Raw genomic sequence first — 24,102 nt, forward strand, 5'->3', positions numbered from 1 at the left:
GTCCGGCTCCGTCGCGGGTTGCCAGAATGGGGTCTTCCCGTAATGCGGCACAGACCTGAAGCAATGCACGACGCCAAGAACGCCCAGAGCGCGCTCGCCCAGCAGATCGCCCAGACCATCGCCGACGAGATCGGTGCCCAGTCCGCCCAGGTGCGCGCCGCCGTCGGCCTGCTCGACGAGGGCGCCAGCGTTCCGTTCATCGCGCGCTACCGCAAGGAAGTGACCGGCGGCCTGGACGACACCCAGCTGCGCAACCTGGAAGTGCGCCTGACCTACCTGCGCGAGCTGGAGGACCGTCGCGCAGCGGTGCTGGCCAGCATCGGCGAACAGGGCAAGCTCAGCGACGAACTGCGCAACGACATCCTGGCCGCCGATACCAAGAGCCGTCTGGAAGACCTGTACCTGCCGTACAAGCCCAAGCGCCGTACCCGCGCCCAGATCGCCCGCGAGGCGGGGCTGGAGCCGCTGGCCGATGGCCTGCTGGCCGACCCGACGCAGGACCCGCAGAGCTTTGCGGCCAGCTTCGTCAATGCCGACAAAGGCGTGGCCGACACCAAGGTTGCGCTGGAAGGTGCGCGCGCGATCCTGATGGAGCGCTGGGGTGAAGACGCCGCGCTGGTCGGCGAACTGCGCACCTGGCTGGGCGAAACCGGCGTGATCCGCGCGCGCGTGGCCGAGGGCAAGGAAACCGAAGGCGCCAAGTACCGCGATTACTTCGATCACGCCGAGTCGTTGGCGAAGATTCCCTCGCACCGGTTGCTGGCGCTGTTCCGTGCGCGCCGCGAGGAGATCCTGTTCCTGGAGCTGGACCCCGGCAGTGATGCCGAGGCCGGCCACCAGTACGCCGAAGGGCGCGTGGCGCGCAGGGCCGGCATCGCCGACCAGGGCCGCGCCGCCGACCGCTGGCTGCTGGACGCCTGCCGGCTCACCTGGCGCGCCAAGCTGCACACGCACCTGCTGCTGGACCTGTTCAACCAGGCCCGCGAGAAGGCCGAAGCCGAGGCCATCGCGGTGTTCGGCGACAACCTGAAGGATCTGTTGCTGGCGGCACCCGCCGGCCCGAAGACCGTGCTCGGACTGGACCCGGGCATCCGCACCGGCTGCAAGATCGCCGTGGTCGATGCCACCGGCAAGCTGGTGGCCACCGACACCATCTACCCGCACGAGCCGCGCCGCCAGTGGGAGCAGTCGCTGCAGACGATCAAGCAGCTGTGCGCCAAGCACAACGTGGAACTGATCGCGATCGGCAACGGCACCGCCAGCCGCGAAACCGACAAGCTGGCCGGCGAAGCGATCAAGGCCGCTGGCAACCCGAAGCTGCAGAAGGTGGTGGTCAGCGAGGCCGGCGCGTCGGTGTACTCGGCGTCCGAGTTCGCGGCCAGGGAGTTCCCGGAGCTGGACGTGTCGCTACGTGGGGCGGTGTCGATCGCCCGCCGCCTGCAGGACCCGCTGGCCGAACTGGTGAAGATCGAACCCAAGGCCATCGGTGTCGGCCAGTACCAGCACGATGTGGACCAGTACCGTCTGGCGCGCGCGCTGGATGCCCGCGTGGAGGACTGCGTGAACGCGGTGGGCGTGTACGTGAACACCGCTTCGGCTGCACTGTTGTCGCGGGTGTCCGGCCTGTCGGCCACGGTGGCCGAGAACATCGTGCGCCACCGTGATGCGAACGGCCCGTTCAAGCGCCGCAAGGACCTGCTGAAGGTGGCGCGCCTGGGCGAGAAGACCTTTGAACAGTGCGCGGGCTTCCTGCGCATTGCCGACGGTGATGAGCCGCTGGATGCTTCGGCGGTACACCCCGAGGCCTACCCGGTGGTCGAGCGCATCGTGGCCAGCACCGCGCGCCCGATCAAGGCGCTGATCGGTGATGGCAGCTTCCTGCGTGGCCTGAAGGCCGAGCAGTTCACCGATGCCACCTTCGGCGTGCCGACCGTGCGTGACATCCTCAAGGAACTGGAGAAGCCGGGCCGAGACCCACGCCCCGAGTTCAAGGCGGCACGCTTCGCCGAGGGTGTCGAGGACATCAAGGATCTGCGCGAGGGCATGGTGCTCGAGGGTGTGGTAAGCAACGTGGCGGCCTTTGGTGCCTTCGTCGATATCGGTGTGCACCAGGATGGCCTGATCCACATTTCGGCCCTGTCCGATACGTTCGTGAAGGACCCGCGCGACGTGGTCAAGGCCGGCGATATCGTCAAGGTGAAGGTGCTGGAGGTGGACGTGGCGCGCAAGCGCATCGCCCTGACCCGGCGCCTGGATGATACCCCCGGCCAAGCCACCAGCCGCCCGGGCCAGCGTGATGAGCGCGGCCATGGGCAGGGTCCGCGCCGCGATGCAGGCGGCCAGAACCGCGGGCCGAACCGGGGCCAGGGCAATGGCGGCCGTCCCGCCGCGTCCGCGCCCCCGGCCAACAACGCCCTGGCCGAGGCCTTCGCTCGCGCCAAGCGCAGTTGAGGACCGTGTTCCCCGTCACGCTTGATTCGTGGCGGGGGACTTGTCGATTTTCCCCGTGATTGCGCACACTTGCGCTTGAGGGGAGGCGTCCGGCCACCCCGCTGTTGCTGGGGAGGGCCATGACGCCAGCAGGACCCGTCGTCTTCGTTGAGGTCTGCAGCGTCGCGCTGCGGCCGCTGCCTCCCTGTGCGGGCCGGGGTACGGGTTGATGGCCGGCCAGGGAACCAACGGCAACGGGTTGCTGGAGCGGCGCCTGCAGGCGCTGGCCGAAGAGCGTCGTCGCCTGGCGATGATCATTGACGGCACCGCCGCCGGCACCTGGGAGTGGAACGTGCAGACCGGCGAGATGCGGGTCAATGCGCGCTGGGCGGAGATCGTCGGTTATCGCCTGGAAGAGCTGGAGCCGGTGTGCCAGAAGACGTTCCTGAAGCTGGTCCATCCCGATGACATCGTCCTGTCCGACGCGGCACTTGAGGATCATTTTGAAGGCCGCAGCGACAACTATGTCTGCCTGCTCCGCATGCGCCACAAGAACGGCCAGTGGATATGGATCCACGACCGTGGCCGCGTGTTCGAATGGGATGGGCAGGGACGACCGCTGTGGATGGCCGGTGCGCATGCCGACGTGACCGAGCTGCAGCAGGCGCGGCAGGACGCCGCCGAAAGCCGGCAGCGGCTGCAGGCCGTGGTCGATGCGTCCGACGAGGTGGCGGTGATCGCGACCGATACCGAAGGCACCATTACCCTGTTCAATACCGGTGCGCAACGTCTGCTGGGATACAGCGCGGAGGAAGTGGTCGGACAGCGGCGACTGGGTGATTTCCACGATCCGGACGAGTTGGCGGCATGGCTGCGCCCGCTGGCGGCTGCGGACGGACGCCTGCCGGGCGCGTTTGAAGCCCTCAGCGCCCGTGCCGATGCGCAGACCTATTCAAGGCAATGGACATTGCGGCGCAAGGACGGCCAGCCACGCCAGGTGCGCCTGTCGATCAGCCGCATGGATGGTGCCGGCGGCGCTCGCATCGGCTACGTCGGCATGTCCATCGACATCACCGAGATCCTGCAGGCACGTGCCGAAGCACGCCTGGCGGCGGAGAAATTCGCCGGTGCGTTCACGTCGGCGGCGCTGGGCATGGCGCTGGTGTCGCTGGAGGGGCGCTGGCTGGACGTCAATGACGCCCTGTGCCGGATCCTGGGCTACCCCCGCGAGGAACTGCTGCAGGTTGATTTCCAACGCCTGACCCACCCCGATGACCTGCAGGCCGACCTGGCCCTGGTGCAGGATCTGCTGGCCGGGCGGCGCAGTCACTATCACCTGGAAAAGCGCTATCTCGATCGCGACGGCAAGGTGATCTGGGCGCGGCTGTCGGTCTCGCTGGTGCGCAACGAGCATGGCGAGCCGTTGCATTTCGTGTCGCAGATCCAGGACATCAGCGCCCAGCGCAGCAGCGAACAGCGCCTGTTCGAGAGCGAGCAGCGCAGCCGCATCACCCTCGATGCCGTGGCCGATCTGGTGCTCAGCGTCAGTCTGGACGGTCGTATCGATTACGCCAACGCCGCTGCTGTCCGCACCCTCGCCGGTGATGGCGCGCTGTCGCTGGCAGGGCACAACGTGCAGGACGTACTGGCGCTGACCACCGAATACGCGCCCGGCTCGGTGCTTGATGTATCCGTGCTGCTGGACCCGGAAAGCAATGCGGTGGACCTGCATGCTGACCTTCTGCTGCGCCTGGGCACGGCCACGATCCCGGTCGATCTGACCCGCGCCTGGCTGCGCGATGACGAGGGCCATGTGCGCGGCGCGGTGTGGGTGCTGCGCGACGACACCCAGCAGCGGGCGCGGCAGCGCGAAGCCCGCCACCTGGCCGAGATCGATCCGCTGACCGAGCTGAGCAACCGTCGTGGCTTCGAGGTGCATCTGCAGCAGGCGATCACCCGCGTGGAGCGTACCGGCCAGGCCGCCTCGCTGATGTACATCGACCTGGACCGCTTCAAGCCGGTCAACGACACCTGGGGCCATCTGGCCGGTGACGCCGTGCTGTGGGCGGTGGCCAGCGTGCTGCGCCACGGCGTGCGGGATTCGGATGTGGTGGCGCGGCTGGGTGGCGATGAGTTCGCGGTGATCCTGTCCGGTTGCACGCCGCGTCGTGCAGCGCGCATTGGCGGCGAGCTGCTGCACACCCTGGCGTCGCTGTCGATTCCGTGGGACCAGGACCGCCTGCATGTGGGCGCCAGCATCGGCATCGCGCCCTTGACGGGCGGGATGAGCGTCGACCAGGCCGTGGCGGCGGCCGATGCCCAGTGCTACCGGGCCAAGGCAATGGGCCGCAACAACGTGCAGGTACAGGGCGAGGCGAGTGAGCTGCCGGGCGGCGACATCGATCCGACCGAGGGCTGATCTCAACCTGTGAGAGGGCGTGCGCGAATACTCCGCGTACTTCCCCTCCTACAGGTGGTCCCATGAATGTCTGCAACCCGGTGACGCTGCGTGCCTACGCCCCGGCAATGGTCGGCTGGTGCCTGGCCCTGGCCGCCTGCCTGCGTGCGGAACAGCTGCGCGGCGACCTGCACGCGCAGGCCCTGCTGCCGGTGCTGCAGGGCGGCGCGGTCGCCTTGCTGGTGTTCACGCTGTCCTGCATCGGTGCCGCCAGCATCATGCTGTGGCGGGCGGGCAGGAACGCGGTGGAGTGATGCGGTGGATGGTTATCGCATCCCCCATGCGCAGTTGCGTCAGCGCAGTACTTCATCCGAACTGACCAGCTGCACGTCATGCATCAGGTTGAGGTAAGCCTCGTAATAGCCCTTGTGTGACGCGCCGACGATGGTCAGCATGCGGGTGCCTGGATGCTGGCCGAGCACGTCGCGCATGTTGGCGACCATGCGCAGGTTACGGGTTTCCCAGTAGCCCAGGTAGTTGCGGCCGAAGCCTTCCGGTGAGGGTTCGACAAGCGTCGCGCCGAAGTCGCTGTTGAACGCCACCATCGCGGTCTCGGGTGCGTTGTAGGCGCGATACATCGCGAACAATCCTTCCGGTTGAACAAGATTGGCTTCGAGCCGTTCATCAGCCGCCCTGCGTGCTTTGACGAAGGCGTTGTCCCAGGCGCCGCGTATGGCGGCAGCGTAGGCCTTCTGCCGCGATTCCGGTGTGGGCGAATCCGCAGTGTGGTCGTCCACCGACCACAGGCGCTCCAGTCCGAGGCGTGCGGCAAGCACGCCGGCCACCAAGACGGCCTCGTTGCGGCGGGTCATGCGCGTGTCGAGGAATTGCACCAGCTCCGGAGTCAGGCTGTCGGCCGCACGGCGCTCTTCCCGGGGCAGCCGCAGCCATTGGACGACTGCCGAGCTGCTCTCGCCCGCAGCCAGGAAGACTGCGGCCAAGCGACGTCGCTGGGCAGCGCTTGGCGCCTTGGGCCAATCTGCAAGCAGGCGTTCCATTTCCACGTTGGCGCTGGGCACGTCCAGACCGGTGGCGGCCTGCGCCGGTGCCGGGTCGACGCAGTAGTCCGCGACGCTCTCCGCGTATCGGGCCGGATTGCGGCGCATGAAGTCACACTGCAGGCCGGACAGGTTCTCCACTGCGATCGCGGTGGGCCGCCAGGCTTCCAGGCGCTGCAGCAGAGGTTCCAGCATCGCCGGCGTGAAGGTCTCCGGCAGGCTGGACAGGTGTGGGCTGCCCAGCACCAGCACTTCGTTCGGGCGTCCTGCGGGCGGTCCCTTCAGCTGGTCCGGGTGGAAGGCCGGTCGATAGGCGATGCCGGTGGCCAGCGCATTGCTGCTGCATAGGGCCAGGAGAAGAAGGCTGGCAAAGCGAGGGGACATGCGATCTCCATGTAGATGAGCATCCTGCGGGACCTTCATGCTGGTCGTTTTCCCCTGCGGGCGAACCCCGCATCGGTCATGTAAACCTTTTTTCCTTGAGCTGCATCCTTCTGTGGGCGATGTGGTCGGCTGCCTCCCGGCGCCTGCGCTGTACAGCGTTCCGCCAACCGGTGGCGGAACGGATCCGGTCCAGCCGTTCATTGGCCCAATGCCTCGGTGTGAAGGCGGAGGCACGTGAGAAAGGTGTGAAGTACACGGCAATCGTCCACCGCATTCCGCCTGTAATGGACGGAGTTGCGACGGACGTCGCGGAATGCCGCTAAAGCGGCCGACGGCATCGCCGATACTCCCTCTGGATCCCGCTCCAGTTACCCGCCGCAGGACCCCAGACTGCCCCCGATGGGCGGTCCGCGCAGTGTGTTCCGCCGCTTCCAGATCCCGATCGCAGCCGCAGCAGACGTTCTTGGCAGTCGCTCGAGAGGTGCCGGTTGGCACCTGTAGTCCCTGGCAACTGATGTTGCCGCCGGGCATCCCGCCCGTCGGGTCACAACCGCTTACCGGACACCGAGGATCAGACAATGCTCATTCCAGGCTTCACGGCGGGCGCGCAGGCGCCGGCCGAGCTGCATACCCGTTGGTCGCCGTGGCGTGCGCTGCTTGGCGTACTGGCGCCACAGCAACGCACCCGCACAGAGAAGGCGGTGACCGACCGCACCGAGCTGGAAGCGCAGGTGGCCGCGCTGCATCGCGTGCAGGCCGTCATCGAGTTCGCGCTCGACGGAACCATCCTGCAGGCCAATGACAATTTCCTGCAGGCGATGGGGTACCGGCTGGAGGAGATCCAGGGCAGGCATCATTCCCTGTTCGTCGACCCCGAGCAGGCGCGCAGCGCCGAGTACCGCGACTTCTGGGCGCGCTTGGGGCGCGGCGAATACGACGCCGGGCAGTACCGCCGGTTCGGCAAGGGCCAGCGCGAGATCTGGATCCAGGCCTCGTACAACCCGGTGCTGGATCGGCAGGGGCGGCCCTACAAGGTGGTCAAGTTCGCGACCGACATCACCCAGCAGAAGCTGCAGGCGGCCGACTCGGCGGGGCAACTTGCGGCGATCGCCAAGTCTCAGGCGGTGATCGAGTTCAGCATGGATGGCCGCATCCTGTCGGCCAATGACAAATTCCTGGCGGTGACCGGCTACAGCCTGGACGAAGTGCGCGGGCAGCACCATTCGTTGTTTGTCGAGCCCGGGCATCGCAGCAGCGTGGAATATCGCCAGTTCTGGGAGAAACTTGGGCGCGGCGAATATGATGCGGGCCAGTATCGGCGCCTGGGCAAGGACGGGCGCGAGGTCTGGATCCAGGCTTCCTACAACCCCATCCTCGACCTCAACGGAAAGCCGTTCAAGGTCGTGAAGTATGCCGCCGACATCACCGCGCAGGTGCACGAGAACCAGGCCATGCAGCGCGCCGTGGCGCAGACCCGAGAGGTGGTGGCTGCCGCCAAGCTGGGTGACCTGACCCAGCGCGTAGCCACCGCCGACAAGAGCGGGCCGATTGCCGAGTTGTGCGAAGGCGTGAATTCGCTGGTCGAGGCGATGGCCGCGATCATCGGCCAGATCAAGTTCGCGGCCGACACCATCGCCGTGGGTGCGACTGAAATCGCGCAGGGCAACAGCGACCTGTCGCAGCGCACCGAGCAGCAGGCGGCCTCGCTGGAGGAGACTGCGGTGTCGATGAAGGGTCTTGCCGAGACGGTGCAGCGCACCGCAACCAATGCCCGCCAGGCCAGCCAGCTGGCCGGTGGGGCAGCCGATGTCGCCGCGCGGGGCGGCAATGTGGTGCATGAGGTGGTCGAGACGATGGCGGTGATCAATGCCTCATCGCGGCGCATCGTCGACATCATCGGGGTGATCGACGGCATTGCTTTCCAGACCAACATCCTTGCGTTGAACGCGGCGGTGGAAGCAGCGCGTGCGGGCGAACACGGGCGTGGCTTCGCCGTGGTCGCCACCGAGATCCGCGAACTGTCGCAGCGCTCGGCCAGTGCCGCGAAGGAGATCAAGCAGCTGATCGATGCGTCGGTGGCCAATGTCGGCGCCGGTACCGCGCAGGTTGAGAGCGCCGGACGCACCATGGACGAGATCGTGGTCAATGTGCGCCGTGTCAGTGATCTGATGTCCGAGATCAGCACGGCCGCGCAGCAGCAGAGCGACGACATCCAGCAGATGAACCATGCCGTCGATCTGATCGACCAGGGCACCCAGCAGAACGCCGCGCTGGTCGAGGAAGCCTCGGCCGCAGCGCGCAGCATGGAAGAGCAGTCGGCGCAGCTGCTGCAGACGGTGGCCAGCTTCCGGGTGCAGGGCGGGGCCGGGCACCTGCACGGTGGGGCGGTGCTGCGCGCGGTCTAGGCGCGCCGATTGGCGTGTTGTTCCCCGGCCTCGATGGCCGGGGCAGCATGCACGCAGTTGCGGCCGGCATGCTTGGCCTGGTACAGGGCTTGGTCGGCCCGCTCGACCAGGCCGCGCGGGTCGCCCGCCTCATGCGCAGCCTGCCAGGCCACGCCGATGCTGATGGTCACGTGGGCCTCGGTGGCGGGCAGGGCGGCGGCTTCCACGGCGGCGCGCAGGCGCTCGCCCAGGCTCAGGGCATGGGCGGCGTCGGGCGCGGGCAGGGCGGCGATGAACTCCTCGCCCCCGTAGCGGGCCAGGAGGTCATCACCGCGTTGCAGGCAGCCATCGAGGATTGCGGCGACCGCCTGCAGGCGGCGATCGCCTTCCGGGTGGCCGTAGGTGTCGTTGAGTCGCTTGAAGTGATCGATGTCGATCATCAGCACCGCCAGCCCCACGCCCTGGCGACGGGCGCGGCCGTGCGCGCTGCCGAGCGATTCATCGAAATTGCGCCGGTTGCCCAGACCGGTCAACGGATCGCGCCGGGCCAGCAGCGCCAGTTCGTCGCGCTCGCGCTGGATCTGCACCTGGGTCAGTACGCTGCGCAGGGCATAGCCGAGCATGGCGCCGATGAACCCCACTGTGGCCAGGGCCGGCTGCAGGCGTGCCACCAGCAGAGCCACCATCATCAGCAGCAACGGCAGCATCAGCGGCACGCCGGCATCGACGATGCGACGGAGGCTGCGCGGCACAGCCTCCGCCGGCGGGCGGTGCGTGCTGCCGGCCAGCATCGCCAGCAGCACGAACAATCCGCTGATCAGCAGGTCCCCCCAGCCACCCTCGGGTACCTGCGGCTGCCAGGTGTTGATGTAGAACGCCAGCAGGAAGTAGCTCAGCGCGTAGATCGTCAACGTGCGGAAGAAGTCGCGGCGGTCGGCATTGTCCTCGGCAAGGAAGCGGATCAGCGCGAAGCAGAACACCAGGCTGTTCTGCACGTTGCTCATGGTGTGCAGGCACTGCGTCCACAAGGCGGTGTTCAGGTGCGCCATTGCCCGCGTATGCTCGAAGTACAGCAGCCAAAGCAGCGCGATGATCATCAGGTCCACCGCACGGATACCGCGGTTGCCGCCGCCCGGGCTGGCAGCCACGTAGGTCAGAGGGATCCGGTAGAACACGTACAGGATCAGCGACGATACGGTCATCTGCGCAGGGCCGAGGCCGGCCACATTGCGATACAGCAGGGCCAGCAAGGCCAGAGAGAACAGGCCGACGGCAGCGCCCAGCGTTCGCCATTTGCAGGCCGCCTGGCTGTCGCGCGCGCGCCGCACGCAGGCCATGGCGGCCAGAAGCGGCGCGGTGATCAGCATCAGGTAGGAGCCAATCGGGTCCTGCGGGCCGATCAAGGCAATGACGAGCGCGTGCGCGACCATGAAAAACAGTGCCGCACGCAACGTCATGCATTCCCCCGCCCCCAGATCCGGCTGGGATCACGATAGGCAGAAGTAGGTGAGGCTGGCAAGAAAAGTGTGCGCCCGGTCTATTTGAAACCTTGCTGGACGTCACATTCGAATTTCAGCGGGATGACACAGCGTCTTCGATATGGGCATACATCCAGAAGTCGCGGGGCTGTCCCCGCACATGGCGATAGGCGCTCAGCAACCCCTCGCGCTGCATGCCGAGGCGTTCCAGCAGGGCGATCGAGCGGGCATTGCTGTCCAGAACGGTCGCCTGGACGCGAACCAGCCCACAGGTGCCGTGCGCCCAGTCGAGTACCGCTCGCGCCGCATGCGTGGCCAGTCCCTGTCCCTGCCAGCGTGGGTCAAGGTCATAGGCGAGTTCGCCGCGGCCATGCCGTGGGTCGATGCCGTTCAGGCCGACGGTGCCGATCAGCTGGTCGTCGGCGTCCACCAGCGCCCAGCGCTGATCGGATGCATCAGCCAGATAGCGGGTGATCTGCTGCGCCAGCGCCTGTTCGGAAACGTCGCCCCAGCTGGTGTGCTCGATCACGCCTGGCAGCGAGAGGTAGTGGGACCAGGCGGCGGCATCGGACGCCAGCAGGATGCGCAAGCGCGCGGGAAGGCTGTCGGCAAGCGTGGGCAGGACATGCTGGGGCATGCCTGCCAGTGTCGGCGCTCGGACCCGGGGAATGCAAAAGGCCAGGTCATGGACCTGGCCTTTGATGCAGTGGTGCCGGTGAAAGGACTCGAACCTTCATGGGGTCACCCCCGGCTGATTTTGAGTCAGCTGCGTATACCATTCCGCCACACCGGCAGGCAGCGTGCGAGTGTAACCGAGGTCGGCAGGCGATGCATAGTAGGAGGGCCTATGAGGGCGGTTTCTGTCGGCATTGGCCTCTTGATAGCTATACTCCCAGCGTGCAATTGCCTCCAGGAGCGGTAGCCGATGACAGTGTTGCAGGACCTGAGGGTGCTGGTGGTCGAGAACGACGAAATGAGCGCGGCCCTGCTGCAGATGCAGCTGGTGCATGCCGGTGCGGTCGTGGTTGGCCTCGCAGCGAGTGTGTCCGAGGCCCTGCGGCTGCTGGAGCAGAGCACTCCTGACGTGGCCCTGCTGGATTACCGGCTGGCCCGCAACGAGACCAGTGAGCCGGTGGCTGCAGCGCTTTCATCGCGTGGCATTCCGTTCGTGCTGGCCACCGGGATGCTGGCCGAGCAGCTGCCGGCGCCGATGTTGGCCGGCCTGCTGCTGGTCAAGCCGTACCTGTCGGCTGATCTGTCACGCGCGCTGGCGCGAGCGGTGGGTCGCTCCAGCGTCAAGGCCTGAGCCGTCCGCCACGGACCGGCAGGGGGATACTGCCGACGGCTGAATGCTCGCGTCTGCGAAGTTCGGCGGCAACCCCTGATCCAGGAACCCCGCCCAGGCGGGGTTTTTCAATTGCGTCCGGCGCTCAGCCCGCTTCCTCGTACACGTAACGGATCTCCTCGCGGTCGTCGAGGATGCGGTACTGGCGCGCCAGGTCATCCGGTTCGGGGTTGAGCCAGGCGTCGAGGTGTTCCTTGCGGATCGGCACTACGCCGCGGTCATGCCCGGCAGCGGCGACGTCGCTGGGCGGTGCGTCGGTGATCGTGGCAAACGACAGCAGGCGGCCTTCCGGTCCTTCCCATTCTGCCCAGAGGCAGGCCAGCAGCAGGTCGCGGGGCGGATCGGGACGGAATTCGAGCACCACGTCCTGTTCCTTTTCGTCGGCACCGAGGGTGCGGCCGGCGATGGCGTGGCGGGGCACGTGCTCGTAGAACGCCTGTACCACCACCACGCCATGGCGCAGTCCGAACGCACCCCGCCAGTAACCTTCCAGGCTGTCGCGCCGCGCATTGTAGGTGCCGGGGTAAAGCACGTCGTTGCGCGCCGGCTTGTCCGGCAGCCGGCACTGGTAGCGCATCGGCCTGATCACGCGCTGGCCGTTCTCGCTGACCATCACCGGTGCGTAGGTGCCGGGGAAAATGCGGTTGTCACGCGGCAGCAGCTGCACCCGATGCAGGTCTTCCAGCCGGGCCTGTGCGCGCTCGATGCGGTTGCCGGCCACGCGCAGGTCGTTGCGCGCCTTCTGCGTGGGCCGGGTGGCCAGCGTGGCATGGGCAATATCGCGTCGTTCGCGTTGCCGGGCCAGTTCGGCCTCCAGTGCCTGTTGCTCCTGCGCATGCCATTGCTGGATCTTCGCCACGATGTCCCGCCCCTGTTCGGTACGCGCACCGGCGAATCCGTCATCCATCGCCTTCGGGGTCTTCGGCCGCTTCTTGCCCGGATCGTGTGCGTACAGCTCGGCGAAGTCCTCCAGCGACAGGATGGCGCCGAACTCGCGTACCAGCTTGGCGTAGTCAGCGCGGATCAGGGCGGAATAGCACATGGGACTCTTTGGGCCTGGGTCGCAGCGGCTGCGACGTGGATGCGGCAGGATAGCCCGACCCATCCGGAGATGCCGCATGAATGGTTCCATCACCTGCCAGTTCCGCGAAGCCGTACCCACGGTCGAGGACTACTGCCAGTTGCGCGTGCTCGCAGGCCTCAGCGCCAAGTCCCGCGAAGCAGCCGCCCGCGCGCTGCCCAATACGTTGTTCGGCGTGTGCGCTTACCAGGGTGCAGAACTTGTGGCGATGGGCCGTATCGTCGGCGATGGCGGCTGCCACCTGCAGGTCTGTGATATCGCGGTGCTGCCGCGTTTGCAGGGGCAGGGCCTGGGCAAGGAAGTGATGCGGCGGCTGGACGGCTGGATGCAGGCCAACCTGCCGCCGTCGGCGTACGTCAGCCTGCTGGCCGATGGCGAGGCGCATCGGCTGTATGCGCAGTTTGGTTTCGAACCGACTGCACCGGCATCGATCGGGATGTATCGGCGGTTCTGAGCCGTGGGCGGGGTGAAGCCATCTACGCGCAGGGCGGTTTGATGGCAGATCGCGGGCAAAGAAAAACCCCGGCCGAAGCCGGGGTTTTCAAGAATTGGCGTCCCCACGGGGATTCGAACCCCGGTCGCCACCGTGAAAGGGTGATGTCCTAGGCCTCTAGACGATGGGGACGCACGAAAACTTCAAGTTGTAGATCCTTCGACGGCCTAATGTCGAAGTGGTGGAGCCAAGCGGGATCGAACCGCTGACCTCCTGCATGCCATGCAGGCGCTCTCCCAGCTGAGCTATGGCCCCATGAAACTCTGGATATCTGCCAGGAGCAGAGTCCGTTTTGAAACTGGCGTCCCCACGGGGATTCGAACCCCGGTCGCCACCGTGAAAGGGTGATGTCCTAGGCCTCTAGACGATGGGGACGCACGAAAAACTTCAAGTTGTAGAACTTTCGACGGCCTAATGTCGAAAGTGGTGGAGCCAAGCGGGATCGAACCGCTGACCTCCTGCATGCCATGCAGGCGCTCTCCCAGCTGAGCTATGGCCCCGTGTTACCGAGCCGCCTATCATACCTGCGTGTTCACGTTTGTGGAAGCTTTTTTCGAACTTTTTTTCGTCCCGGTTCAACCTTTGCCACCAAGGGCAGGGGAACCGCAACGCCACAACCTGAATGCCGGTAGGCGGTGAACAAAAAAGACCCGGTTATCGGCCGGGTCCTCGTTGTTCGTGATGAGTGGCGTCCCCACGGGGATTCGAACCCCGGTCGCCACCGTGAAAGGGTGATGTCCTAGGCCTCTAGACGATGGGGACGCAATTCTCATCAATGTTCTTTAGCGACCTTTCGACGGCCTAATGCCGAAAGATTGGTGGAGCCAAGCGGGATCGAACCGCTGACCTCCTGCATGCCATGCAGGCGCTCTCCCAGCTGAGCTATGGCCCCACGTCGCTGAGGAGCGAAATAATAGCCTTGCCCCAGAGGGTTGGCAAGCATTTGTTGCACTTTTCTTCACGCGCGTTGCGAAGGGAACGACGATCACACGTACTCAGTCGGCGCCGTCGGTCAGCGCCGCCAGGATTGGGCACTGATCCAGGGTGCCGTGGCCGGGGCAGGCGTCGACCAGCTGCGAAAGTGCGGTGTGCATGCGTTGCAGCTCCGTCATTCGCTGTGAGATGTCCTGCAGGCGTGCCTGCGCGGTATCGCGCACGCTGGCCATGTCCTGTGAGTGGTGATCGCTCAGTGCGAGCAGATCGCCGATCTCTTCCAGGCTGAAGCCCAGTGCCTTGGCGCGGCGGATGAATCGCAGCCGGCGCAGGTCCTGCTCACCGAAGATGCGGTAACCGCCCGCCGAGCGGGCAGCGGTCGGCAGCAGCTGCTGCCGTTCGTAGTAGCGCACCGTATCGATCGGCACGCCCGCCTGGCGGGCCAGTTGTCCAATGTTCATGGCGGATTCCTGCGGATGCTGCCGGTCATTTTGAAGGATGGAGTCTGGTCGAGAGTCAAGGCTGGGTCCGGGGGCGCGCATTCAGGGCACTTTGCAACTTTCTTCATAGCCCCGCCGCTGGCCCAGTTCCTACCCTTCGCCTGAACCGGCCGTTCGATGGCCTGCAACGAAGCGAGGAGGGGCTGTGGAAGGATTCAGGAACGAAGGATTCGTCGAGATCGCGGTGGTCGAGTACCCCGGAGGTGATCCGTCCGCCGCCTCCGTTCTGGCCGAAATGGCGCACGTTGCCAATCGCCTGGCCCAGCAGCAGCGTCGGCCGTTCAAGCGGGTGCTGGTCACCCGCTGGATCGTGCCGGCCAGCCAGACCGGTGTGCATCGTATTGCCGGTGCGGAAATGCTTGATGCGGCCATTCCGGCCGTGATTGCGGTTCCCGGCCAGATCAGTGCCGGCGCGTGCCTGCGCGCGGACGAGGTCCTGCTGGACTGGCTGCGCGCACACTACGACGGCGGCAGCCTGCTGGCCGCTGCCAGTGATGGCGTCAGCGTGCTCGCACGGGCAGGGTTGCTGGCGGGACGCACGGTCAGTGGCCCCGATCTGGGGCGCCATCCAGGCCTGCTGGCGCAGGCAGCGAGCTGGGTGCCGAGCGAGCGGGCACTGGTGGATGACGGCGACCTGCTGACGGTCGGTGGGGTCCAGGCCTGGCGCTTCCTGGGGCTGCGCCTGCTGTACCGGCTGCATGGGCAGGGCGTGGCCAGCGCGGTCGCGCAGCAACTGGGCATCACCGTGCCCGCCACGATCCAGCAGGATCTTGAACGCTTCAGTGCCAACTTCGCACATGGCGATCGTGATGTGTTGAAGGCGCAGCGCTGGCTGCACACCACGGCCGCACGCGGCGCCACGCTTGCCGCGATCTGCGAGGTTTCCGGGCTGGAGCCGCGCACGCTGCAGCGGCGGTTCCTCAAGGCCACCGGCCTGCGGCCGATCGAATACTGCCAACGGCTGCGCATCGCCAAGGCCCAGACCCTGTTGCAGCAGGGAGCAGGCATCGACGAGGTGGCCTGGGGCGTCGGCTACGCTGACCAGAGTGCTTTCCGCAGGTTGTTTCTACGCATCGTGGGCATGACGCCAGCCAACTATCGGCGTCACGTCAACAGCAAGCGCCGTGAGCGGCCGTTGATGCCATCGGTGGCGGGCAGCCTGCGTGGGCTGCAATCGCCGTCGGTGATGCAACACGGGCGAAGCGCGGCCTGACGGCGCCAACATCGTCGCGCTTGCAACCGGGGCGCGACACTTCGACCATGCAGTCAGTGGACGATTGAACAGGTGGTTTGATGTCGAGCGTTGGGCCGGTGCCGATGCCGGTGGTGTTGATTCTCGCGTGCGTTTTGCTGGCGATGGCTGTGGCTCGCCTGTGGTCACGCAGGAAGGACGGCATGCCGCTGCCTTCTGCACCCAGCATGGTTCTGGACATGTTGCTGGTCGGCCTGCTGTGCGGCCGCATCAGTTTCGTAGCCTTGAACTTCACGCTGTACCGCGAGGCGCCGTGGGGCATTCTGCAGATTGCCGATGGCGGTTATCACCTGGTGATCGTCCTGGTTGCGGGATTGGCATGGGGGCTGTGGCGACTACGCCCGTGGCGGGCGTTACGCATGCCCGTGCTGGGCGCGTCGTTGGCAGGGGTGCTGCTGTGGGCGGGTGGCAGCCAACTGCTGTCCGCATGGCAGGCGCGGCAGATGCCCCTGCCAGCAGTGCAGGTTGCTGACCTGGAGGGGGGCAGGGTTGATCTGCAGCAGTTCCGTGGCAAGCCACTGGTGTTGAACCTCTGGGCCAGCTGGTGTGGTCCCTGCCGACGCGAGATGCCGGTATTGGCAGCCGCGCAGGAGGCGCATGCGGAGGTGCAGTTCGTGTTCCTCAATCAGGGTGAAACCCTCGACGAGGTCCAGGGTTTTGTTGCGCGCGAACGCCTTATGCTGGACAACGTATTGCTGGACGGCGACGCTGCGGCTTCTACGGCGCTGGGCGTGCAGGCCTATCCCTCGACCCTGTTCTTCGACGCGGAAGGGCGCCTGCGAGAGCTGCACCTCGGCGAACTGACGGCAGCCGGTCTTGAACACAAACTGCGTCGGCTGCGGTAGCCTGCGCGGGCATCTCACTACGGAGTTCCCATGTTGTCGACTTCCCTGCGCGCCGCCCCCGCGGTGCTGTTGCTGCCGGTCCTGCTGGCATTGGCCGCCTGCAGCCAGGCACAGATGCCGCCGGGCAAGAGCGCTGCGCCACCGGCCGCGAGCGCCGCAGCTGCTGCCAACAAGGGCGACCGCCCTGCGGTGCTGAAGGGCATCGAGAAGCACGGTTTCGAGGTCGTTGCCGAGTTCGATGCCCCCGAAGGCCTGCGGGGCTTCGCTGGCGTGGTCGGTGGCCAGCAGCCGGCGGCGGCCTATGTCACTGCCGATGGCAAGCACGTACTGGTCGGCAGTCTGTTCGACGCGGAAGGCAATGATGTAGCCGCAGAGGCGGTTGAGAAGCTGGTCGCCTCGCCGATGTCCGCCAGGATGTGGAGCAAGCTGGAAGCCAGCGCGTGGGTGCCTGACGGCAAGGCCGATGCGCCACGCGTGGTCTACACCTTCAGCGATGCCAATTGCCCTTACTGCCACAAATTCTGGGAGGCGGCGCGTCCGTGGGTGGATGCAGGCAAGGTACAACTGCGCCACATCATGGTCGGCGTCATCCGTGAGGACAGTCCGGCCAAGGCGGCAGCGATCCTCTCCGCGCGTGACCCGAGCGCGGCCCTGCTTCAGAACGAGCACCAGTTCGACCGTGGCGGCATCAAGGCCCTGCCGAGCATCAGCCGCGACATCGCGGGCAAGCTCGACGCCAACCAGGTGCTGATGGTCGAGATGGGGTTCCAGGGCACGCCGGGTATCCTGTTCCAGGATGCGCAGGGCCAGGTGCAGCGCCGCGCCGGTCTGCCGCAGGGGGATGACCTGCAGACGGTGCTCGGCCCGCGCTGATCTGAGCCTGCATCATGATGTCGACCACAGGCCCGCATGGTGATGTGCGGGCCTGTTGCGTTCCAGGCCCCAGGCGAACACAACTGCTTGCGCATGGGCTGTTCGTCGTCACGGCTGAATCGTGACTGAGATCAAACATCACGCCTTGATTCCAATCAAGGCCAAAAACGACAGGCGGACTAGCCTGTGACGCATGGAATACAGCGTCAATGCGCCATGGATGCCGCGCCGCGGCTGCCCGGATGCGGACAGGTCGGCACAGCCATTCACGACACTCTCACTCCCTGATTGTTACCCAGACTGCTGCGGTCGCCACCTCTCTGGCTGCGCGGCCTTGATGGAAGCGACATGGATAGAGGCGGGGCAGTGTCATTGTCCTGTTGTCTGCCGCGTGCAGGCTGACTGGTGTCGTCGACGCAGTACCCGCATTTCCAGCAACGGCAACGCGAGGCCAGGGCGGCGCATGCGTGCGCTCCGGAACCGTGATGCGAGTGTTCGTCCGGGGAGGATGCAATGCGTTTGGCGGTACTGAATCTGGCATGTCTCGGGGCACTGGCGGTCATGCCGGCGTACGCGCAACAGGGTGATGCGCAGGATGCGCAGGCACTGCGGCGTGAGATTGCCGCCATGCGCCAGGCGCTGGAAGGCATGCAGCAGCGGTTGGATCGGCTGGAGCAGCGGGATCATGCGCCTGTGCAGGCGCAGCCGCAGGCACAGGCGAAGCCCGGAGCGTTATCTTTCGCCCCCACAGCGGCCACGACGGGGGTGATCCATCCCACCCAGGTGCCGGGTGTCGCCCAGCCCGTATTGCCACAACGCGATTCGGTCGCCGATCCATCCACGGCGGCATCGCGTCCGGACAGTGCCGCGGGCCCGACCGATCCCGATCTGAAGGGGTTCTTTGCCATTCCCGGCACTGATACGGTGATCCGCATCGGCGGCTATGCCAAGTTGGATGCCATCGCGGATTCCCGCGCAGCCGGTGACGAGGACCAGTTCATTCCTTCGTCGATGCCGGTCGGTGGCAGCCACCGTGACGTGTCCAACTTCAACATCCACGCCAAGCAGACCCGCTTCAGTTTCGAGGCGCGGCGCCCGACCACGCACGGCAACCTCCGCTTCTACCTGGAAAACGACTTCTTCGGCAGCAGCGATGGCTACGAATTCCGCCTGCGTCACGCCTATGGCCAGCTCGGCAACACCTATGCCGGCTATGGCTATTCCAGTTTCATGGATCCGGACAGCCTGCCCGACACGCTGGATTTCGCTGGTCCAGGCGGCGCGGGCTATCTGCTGGTGGCCGGCATCCACCACAGCTTTGCGCTGGGCAAGGGCAACATTCTGACCGTCGCCGCCGAAGATCCGAAGACCGAACTTGCCGGTGCCAGCGAAGAGCGCGCTGCAGTGAACCGTCTGCCGGACGTGACCGTCACTGCGCGCATGGAACGCGACTGGGGCCACCTGCAACTGGGCGCAGTGGCACGCAGCCTGGCATACGACGGTGACAACGAGCGCGACCGGCGCATGGCTGGCGGCGTGCAGTTGAGCGGCTCGGCGTCGGTGGGCGAGCGCGACCTGCTGTTGTTCGGTGCGCTGGGAGGGCGCGGTCTCAGCCGCTATACCGCCGACCTGACCGGCTCCGGGCTGGACGCGGTGGTCGGTGCCGATGGCCGCCTCGACGCGTTGGACCTGCACGGCGGCTTCGTCGGCTATACCCACTACTGGTCCGAGCTGTGGCGATCGAACCTGATCTTCGGCCAGTTGACCCTGGAGCGGAATGCCGCACTGGCGGCCGATGCCTTCCGGCAGAGCCGGTACGGCGTATTCAACCTGATCTGGAGCCCCGCGCCGTCGTGGACGATGGGCATGGAGCTGCTGTACGGCCGCCTGGAACAGCAGGGCGGCGCACGCGGCGACACGGTCCGGGTGCAGGGCAGCCTGCAATACAACTTCATCAAATAGGCGCCAGCGGTCGTAAGCCAGCGCAACCGTCCCCACGCCCGGTGCTGCCGGGCTCATGCCAGTACCGGAGATCGTCATGGCAGAAGCAAAGAAAATCGGGGTGGTCGGAGCCACCTTCCTCGTCGCCGGCAACATGATGGGCTCAGGCGTGTTCCTGCTGCCGTCCAGCCTGGCCAAGATCGGTACCGCCTCGATCTGGGGCTGGCTGATCACCACTGCCGGTGCGCTGCTGCTGGCCTTCGTGTTTGCCAAGCTGGGCAAGCTCGCCCCAAAGGCGGGCGGTCCCTATGCCTACGCGCGCGACTGGTTCGGGCCGTACATGGGCTTCCAGACCAACACCATCTACTGGTTCGCCAACTGGATCGGCAACGTCGCCATCCCGATCGCGGCGGTGGGCTATTTCAGCTATTTCTTCCCGATCCTGTCCGAGCCACTGGTGCGTTGCATCGCGGTGCTGGTGCTGGTGTGGGCACTGAGCTTTGCCAACGTGATCGGCCCGGCCTTCGTCAGCCGCGTGCAGACGGTCACCACCAGCTTTGCGTTGGTGCCGATCCTGGGCATCGCAATTTTCGGCTGGTTCTTCTTCGATGCCGACATCTTCAAGGGCGCCTACAACGTGTCTGGCGAGTCGAACTTCGGTGCGATCTCGAGCGCCGCGGCACTGACCCTGTGGGCCTTCATCGGCGTCGAGTCTGCATCGGTGACTGCCGGTGTGGTCGAAAATCCGGAGAAGAACGTCGCCCGCGCGACGCTGGCCGGCGTGTTCCTGGCTGCCATTGCCTACATCGCCAGTTCCTCGGTAATCATGGGCATGGTGCCGAACGCGGAACTGCAGGTGTCCGACGCACCGTTCGCGTTGGCCGCGGCCAAGGCCGTCGGCGGCTGGGGCGGTGCACTGGTCAGCCTGTGCGCGTTCATCGGCGCGGCCGGTTCGCTGGGTGGCTGGATCCTGCTGACCGCGCAGAGTGCCAAGGCGGCCTCCGATGATGGCCTGTTCCCGAGCATCTTCAGCAAGACCAACAAGGACGACGTGCCGGTCAAGGGCGTGCTGATCGTGGCCGTGCTGATGACCCTGGCAGTGCTGGTCACCTCCACCTCGGAAACCGCATCGGCCCAGTTCGACGTGATCACGTCGGCGGCGGTGGTGCTGACCCTGCTGCCCTACATCTACTCGTGCGTGGCCTGCTACTTCGTGGTCGAGCGCTCGCACACCCTGGTCCACACCGGTGCGTTCTGGACGCTCACCAGCCTGACCGTCGTGTACTGCCTGTGGGCGATCTACGGCTCGTCGGGAACCATCGTGCAGTACGCCTTCCTGTTCGTGCTGTTCATCACCGTGTTCTATCCCTTCTTCAGCGAGGAGCGCCGCCAGCAGCGGCAGCGCGCCCGCGAGGCATCGGCCATCAGCGCCGGCGCCCGGCATTCCTGAGTTCGACAAGGAGAATCGACGTGTACTTCAAGTCCCTGGACTATCCGGTCATTGTCATCGACAACGACTACGAGTCGCCGCGCATCGGCGGCATCCTGATCCGGGCGCTGGTGGAAGAGCTGCGCAGCAATGACCAGCGCGTGCTGTGCGGGCTGAACCTGGATGATGCCCGGGCCGGCGCCCGCACCTACGTGGCGGCCTCGGCGGTGCTGATCTCGATCGACGGCAGTGAAGAGGTGGATGGCGAGTTCCAGCGCCTGACCGCTTTCCTGCGCGAGCAGAGCGCGCGCCGCGCCAACCTGCCGGTGTTCCTGTACGGCGAGCGCCGCACCATCGAGAAAGTGCCGAGCAAGCTGCTCAAATACATCCACGGCTTCATCTTCCTGTTCGAAGACACCAAGAGCTTCATCTCGCGGCAGGTGATGCGCGCGGCCGAAGACTACATGAAGAACCTGCTGCCCCCGTTCTTCAAGGCGTTGATCCACCATGCGGCCGAGTCGAACTACTCCTGGCACACGCCGGGCCATGCCGGTGGTGTGGCGTTCACCAAGTCACCGGTGGGCCGTGCATTCCACCAGTTCTACGGTGAGAACACCCTGCGCAGCGATCTGTCGATCTCGGTGCCGGAGCTGGGCTCACTGCTGGATCACACCGGCCCGATCAAGGATGCCGAGGAAGAGGCGGCGCGCAACTTCGGTGCCGACCATACCTTCTTCGTCACCAATGGCACCTCCACCGCCAACAAGATCGTCTGGCATGGCACGGTGGCGCGCGGCGACGTGGTGTTCGTCGACCGCAACTGCCACAAGTCGCTGCTGCATGCGTTGATCATGACCGGCGCGGTACCGGTGTACTTCACCCCCAGCCGCAATGCACACGGCATCATTGGCCCGATCAGCCTGGATCAGTTCACGCCGGAATCGTTGCAGCAGCGCATCGCCGCCAATCCGCTGGCCAGCAAGGCCTATCAGGCTGGCTCCAAGCCGCGCATCGCGGTGGTGACCAACTCGACCTACGACGGCCTGTGCTACAACGCCGAGAAGATTGCCGACGAAATCGGCAGCGCGGTCGATTTCCTGCATTTCGACGAAGCCTGGTACGCCTACGCCGCGTTCCATCCTTTCTACGAGAACCACTACGGCATGGCCAAGGGCAAGCCGCGTGAGCAGGATGCGATCATCTTCACCACGCATTCCACCCACAAGCTGCTGGCGGCGTTCTCGCAGGCGTCGATGATCCACGTGCGCAACTCGGCGCAACGGAACCTGGATGCCGAGCGCTTCAACGAGTCGTTCATGATGCATACCTCGACCAGCCCGCATTACGGGGTGATCGCGGCCTGTGACGTGGCCTCGAAGATGATGGAAGGCGATGCCGGCCGCTCGCTGGTGCAGGAAATGCATGACGAGGCGATTGCCTTCCGCCGCGCGATGCTGCATGTCCGCGATGACCTGGGGCGCGACGACTGGTGGTTCAGCGTATGGCAGCCGACCAGGCTCGAGCGCAGTCTGGACAAGGGCGATACGCCGGCGCCGATGGTGGCCAAGCGCGAAGAGTGGTACCTGCAACCGGACGCACACTGGCACGGCTTCGAGAACCTGGTCGACGACTATGTGCTGATCGACCCGATCAAGGTGACCCTGCTGACCCCAGGCCTGGCGATGGACGGCAGCATGGGCAAGCTGGGCATCCCTGCGGCGGTGCTGAGCAAGTTCCTGTGGGGCCGCGGCATTACCGTGGAGAAGACCAACCTGTACTCGGTGCTGTTCCTGTTCTCGATGGGCATCACCAAGGGCAAGTGGAGCACCCTGGTCACCGAACTGATGGCATTCAAGGAACTGTATGACCGCAACGCGCCGCTGAGCCAGGCACTGCCCACGCTGGCGGCTGATTATCCGAACGCGTACGCCGGTTGGGGCCTGCGCGACCTGTGCGACGCGCTTCATTCGTTCAACCAGGAATTCGCCGTGGCCAAGGTGATGCGCGAGATGTACGTGGATCTGCCGACACCGGTGATGACCCCAGCCGACGCCTACAACCACCTGGTGAAGGGCGAGATCGAGCGGGTCGATATCGAGCAGATCAGTGGCCGTATTGCGGCGACCATGCTGGTTCCGTACCCGCCGGGCATCCCGACCATCATGCCGGGCGAGCGCTTTGGCGACAGCGATGAGCCGATCATCCAGTCGCTGCGCATCGCCCGTGAGCAGAATGCCCGCTTCCCCGGCTTCGAGTCGGACGTGCACGGGCTCATCATCGAGCACGACGGCGATGTGACCTCGTACAAGGTGGAGGTACTGAAGGCCTGACCGGCGACGGTCGGCCCTTCGGCGAACGATGGATACCGCGCGCGAGCAACGCATCCTGAAGTTCTCGATCGGGGTCACCATCGCGGTCAGCGTGGTCGGCTTCAGCGGTGGCCTGCTGGTGGGATCGCAGGCCATCCTGTTCGACGGCGTGTACAGCCTCGTCGACGTTGCGTTGACCCTGGTGTCGCTGTCGGTACTGCGGCTGGTAGCGCGGGAGCAGAGCCCGCGCTTCCAGTACGGCTATTGGCATCTTGAGCCGATGGTCGAGGCGCTGGGCGGGGTGATCCTGTCGCTGGCCTGCGTGTACGCGCTGGCCAACGCGGTGATCGGCTTGACCACGGGCGGGCACGAGGTGAGATTCGGGCCCGCGCTGTGGTGGGCGGCATTGCTGAGTGCCAGCAACCTGGCGATGGCCGCGTTCGTCGCGCAGCGTGCGCGGCGCCTGCGCTCGGCGTTGTTATGGCTGGATGTGCGTGGCTGGCTGCTCGGCGGGCTGATGAGCCTGGCGGTGGTGCTGGCCTTCGTGCTGGCCTTGGCCCTGCATGGTGGTGAGTGGCACCACTGGGTGCCGTATCTGGATTCGATCGTGCTGGCGTTGATCAGCCTGGCGGTATTGCCGGTCCCGGCGCGCAGCGCGTGGAAGGCCATGCGTGAAGTGCTGCAGGTTGCGCCGGACGATCTGGACCGGCGCGTGCAGCAGGTGATGCAGGCGTTCGTGGCCGAGCGTGGCTACCTCGGTTTCACCAGCCACGTGGCGAAGATGGGGCGGATGCGCTTCATCGAGATCCATGTGCTGGCTGATCCGGCCACGCCGCTCGGTTCAGTGGGGGAGGTCGATGCGATGCGCGACGAGATCGCCGTGCGGCTGGATGCGCGGGGCAGCACGTTCTGGCTGACCATCGATTTCACTGCCGATCCGGCGTGGACGTGAGCCGGGATCTACACGTG

At 65.9% G+C, this 24,102-nt stretch carries 18 protein-coding genes and 7 tRNA genes; 13 read left to right on the forward strand and 12 right to left on the reverse strand.

Going from position 1 to position 24,102, the window contains the following annotated elements:
• Positions 1-63 precede the first annotated feature (63 nt).
• The 3 genes from AC5P65_RS08250 (at position 64) to AC5P65_RS08260 (ending at position 5,142) form a co-directional block, all read left to right on the forward strand.
• Positions 64-2,451, forward strand: coding sequence for a Tex family protein (locus AC5P65_RS08250; protein ID WP_021204530.1), 2,388 nt, complete (start codon positions 64-66; stop codon positions 2,449-2,451).
• Positions 2,452-2,659: 208 nt separating this feature from the next.
• Positions 2,660-4,849: a PAS domain S-box protein gene (locus AC5P65_RS08255; RefSeq protein WP_111099252.1), complete on the forward strand. Its 2,190-nt coding sequence runs from the start codon at positions 2,660-2,662 to the stop codon at positions 4,847-4,849.
• Between the two features lie 62 nt (positions 4,850-4,911).
• Positions 4,912-5,142 carry a hypothetical protein gene (locus AC5P65_RS08260; RefSeq protein ID WP_019660256.1) on the forward strand — a complete coding sequence of 77 codons (231 nt, stop codon included), beginning with the start codon at positions 4,912-4,914 and terminating at the stop codon, positions 5,140-5,142.
• Between the two features lie 39 nt (positions 5,143-5,181).
• Here the strand turns inward: AC5P65_RS08260 and AC5P65_RS08265 are convergent, their stop codons facing one another.
• Positions 5,182-6,270: a DUF5694 domain-containing protein gene (locus tag AC5P65_RS08265; protein WP_021204527.1), complete on the reverse strand. Its 1,089-nt coding sequence runs from the start codon at positions 6,268-6,270 to the stop codon at positions 5,182-5,184.
• A gap of 578 nt (positions 6,271-6,848) precedes the next feature.
• On the opposite strand from AC5P65_RS08265, the gene AC5P65_RS08270 reads away from it, so the two are divergent.
• The gene (locus AC5P65_RS08270) at positions 6,849-8,675 is read left to right on the forward strand and encodes a methyl-accepting chemotaxis protein (RefSeq protein WP_111099250.1); all 1,827 of its coding nucleotides are present in this window, start codon (positions 6,849-6,851) and stop codon (positions 8,673-8,675) included.
• On the opposite strand, the gene AC5P65_RS08275 is transcribed toward AC5P65_RS08270, so the two are convergent.
• From AC5P65_RS08275 to AC5P65_RS08285, 3 genes are all read right to left on the reverse strand, one after another.
• Complete coding sequence (locus AC5P65_RS08275; protein ID WP_111099249.1) at positions 8,672-10,111, reverse strand: GGDEF domain-containing protein; 1,440 nt, start codon at positions 10,109-10,111, stop codon at positions 8,672-8,674. The two genes, AC5P65_RS08270 and AC5P65_RS08275, sit on opposite strands and share 4 nt — an antisense overlap.
• A gap of 115 nt (positions 10,112-10,226) precedes the next feature.
• Positions 10,227-10,769: a GNAT family N-acetyltransferase gene (locus AC5P65_RS08280; protein ID WP_111099248.1), complete on the reverse strand. Its 543-nt coding sequence runs from the start codon at positions 10,767-10,769 to the stop codon at positions 10,227-10,229.
• Between the two features lie 70 nt (positions 10,770-10,839).
• A tRNA-Leu gene (locus AC5P65_RS08285) sits at positions 10,840-10,925 on the reverse strand.
• A 132-nt stretch (positions 10,926-11,057) separates the two neighbouring features.
• On the opposite strand from AC5P65_RS08285, the gene AC5P65_RS08290 reads away from it, so the two are divergent.
• Positions 11,058-11,438: a response regulator gene (locus tag AC5P65_RS08290; protein WP_069138248.1), complete on the forward strand. Its 381-nt coding sequence runs from the start codon at positions 11,058-11,060 to the stop codon at positions 11,436-11,438.
• Between the two features lie 124 nt (positions 11,439-11,562).
• On the opposite strand, the gene AC5P65_RS08295 is transcribed toward AC5P65_RS08290, so the two are convergent.
• On the reverse strand, positions 11,563-12,519 hold the full coding sequence (locus tag AC5P65_RS08295) for an SOS response-associated peptidase family protein (RefSeq protein WP_005417123.1): 957 nt from the start codon (positions 12,517-12,519) through the stop codon (positions 11,563-11,565).
• Positions 12,520-12,595: 76 nt separating this feature from the next.
• On the opposite strand from AC5P65_RS08295, the gene AC5P65_RS08300 reads away from it, so the two are divergent.
• Positions 12,596-13,012 (forward strand): GNAT family N-acetyltransferase, encoded by a 417-nt coding sequence (locus tag AC5P65_RS08300; RefSeq protein ID WP_111099247.1) that lies wholly within the window; start codon positions 12,596-12,598, stop codon positions 13,010-13,012.
• A gap of 95 nt (positions 13,013-13,107) precedes the next feature.
• On the opposite strand, the gene AC5P65_RS08305 is transcribed toward AC5P65_RS08300, so the two are convergent.
• From AC5P65_RS08305 to AC5P65_RS08335, 7 genes are all read right to left on the reverse strand, one after another.
• Positions 13,108-13,183: transfer RNA gene (locus AC5P65_RS08305), tRNA-Glu, on the reverse strand.
• A 47-nt stretch (positions 13,184-13,230) separates the two neighbouring features.
• Positions 13,231-13,306, reverse strand: a tRNA-Ala gene (locus AC5P65_RS08310).
• A gap of 44 nt (positions 13,307-13,350) precedes the next feature.
• A tRNA-Glu gene (locus tag AC5P65_RS08315) sits at positions 13,351-13,426 on the reverse strand.
• A 49-nt stretch (positions 13,427-13,475) separates the two neighbouring features.
• Positions 13,476-13,551, reverse strand: a tRNA-Ala gene (locus AC5P65_RS08320).
• A gap of 186 nt (positions 13,552-13,737) precedes the next feature.
• A tRNA-Glu gene (locus AC5P65_RS08325) sits at positions 13,738-13,813 on the reverse strand.
• 54 nt (positions 13,814-13,867) lie between these two features.
• Positions 13,868-13,943, reverse strand: a tRNA-Ala gene (locus AC5P65_RS08330).
• Positions 13,944-14,046: 103 nt separating this feature from the next.
• Positions 14,047-14,445, reverse strand: a complete 399-nt coding sequence (locus AC5P65_RS08335; RefSeq protein ID WP_111099246.1) for a heavy metal-responsive transcriptional regulator — start codon at positions 14,443-14,445, stop codon at positions 14,047-14,049.
• Between the two features lie 184 nt (positions 14,446-14,629).
• On the opposite strand from AC5P65_RS08335, the gene AC5P65_RS08340 reads away from it, so the two are divergent.
• The 7 genes from AC5P65_RS08340 (at position 14,630) to AC5P65_RS08370 (ending at position 24,085) form a co-directional block, all read left to right on the forward strand.
• The gene (locus tag AC5P65_RS08340) at positions 14,630-15,697 is read left to right on the forward strand and encodes a GlxA family transcriptional regulator (RefSeq protein ID WP_019660248.1); all 1,068 of its coding nucleotides are present in this window, start codon (positions 14,630-14,632) and stop codon (positions 15,695-15,697) included.
• An 80-nt stretch (positions 15,698-15,777) separates the two neighbouring features.
• Positions 15,778-16,581: a TlpA disulfide reductase family protein gene (locus tag AC5P65_RS08345; RefSeq protein WP_021204509.1), complete on the forward strand. Its 804-nt coding sequence runs from the start codon at positions 15,778-15,780 to the stop codon at positions 16,579-16,581.
• Between the two features lie 30 nt (positions 16,582-16,611).
• Positions 16,612-17,454: a thiol:disulfide interchange protein DsbG gene (gene dsbG / locus AC5P65_RS08350; RefSeq protein ID WP_111099245.1), complete on the forward strand. Its 843-nt coding sequence runs from the start codon at positions 16,612-16,614 to the stop codon at positions 17,452-17,454.
• 513 nt (positions 17,455-17,967) lie between these two features.
• On the forward strand, positions 17,968-19,416 hold the full coding sequence (locus AC5P65_RS08355; protein WP_111099244.1) for a DcaP family trimeric outer membrane transporter: 1,449 nt from the start codon (positions 17,968-17,970) through the stop codon (positions 19,414-19,416).
• Between the two features lie 76 nt (positions 19,417-19,492).
• Entirely contained in the window at positions 19,493-20,845 is a 1,353-nt protein-coding gene (gene adiC / locus AC5P65_RS08360) for an arginine/agmatine antiporter (RefSeq protein ID WP_021204506.1), read from the forward strand.
• Positions 20,846-20,865: 20 nt separating this feature from the next.
• A complete protein-coding gene (locus tag AC5P65_RS08365) occupies positions 20,866-23,154 on the forward strand; it encodes an Orn/Lys/Arg family decarboxylase (RefSeq protein WP_019660243.1) in 2,289 nt (762 codons plus the stop codon).
• Positions 23,155-23,182: 28 nt separating this feature from the next.
• On the forward strand, positions 23,183-24,085 hold the full coding sequence (locus tag AC5P65_RS08370) for a cation diffusion facilitator family transporter (protein WP_111099243.1): 903 nt from the start codon (positions 23,183-23,185) through the stop codon (positions 24,083-24,085).
• Positions 24,086-24,102 lie beyond the last annotated feature (17 nt).

This window comes from Stenotrophomonas sp. YJH_SMC_48-3 (assembly GCF_059369375.1).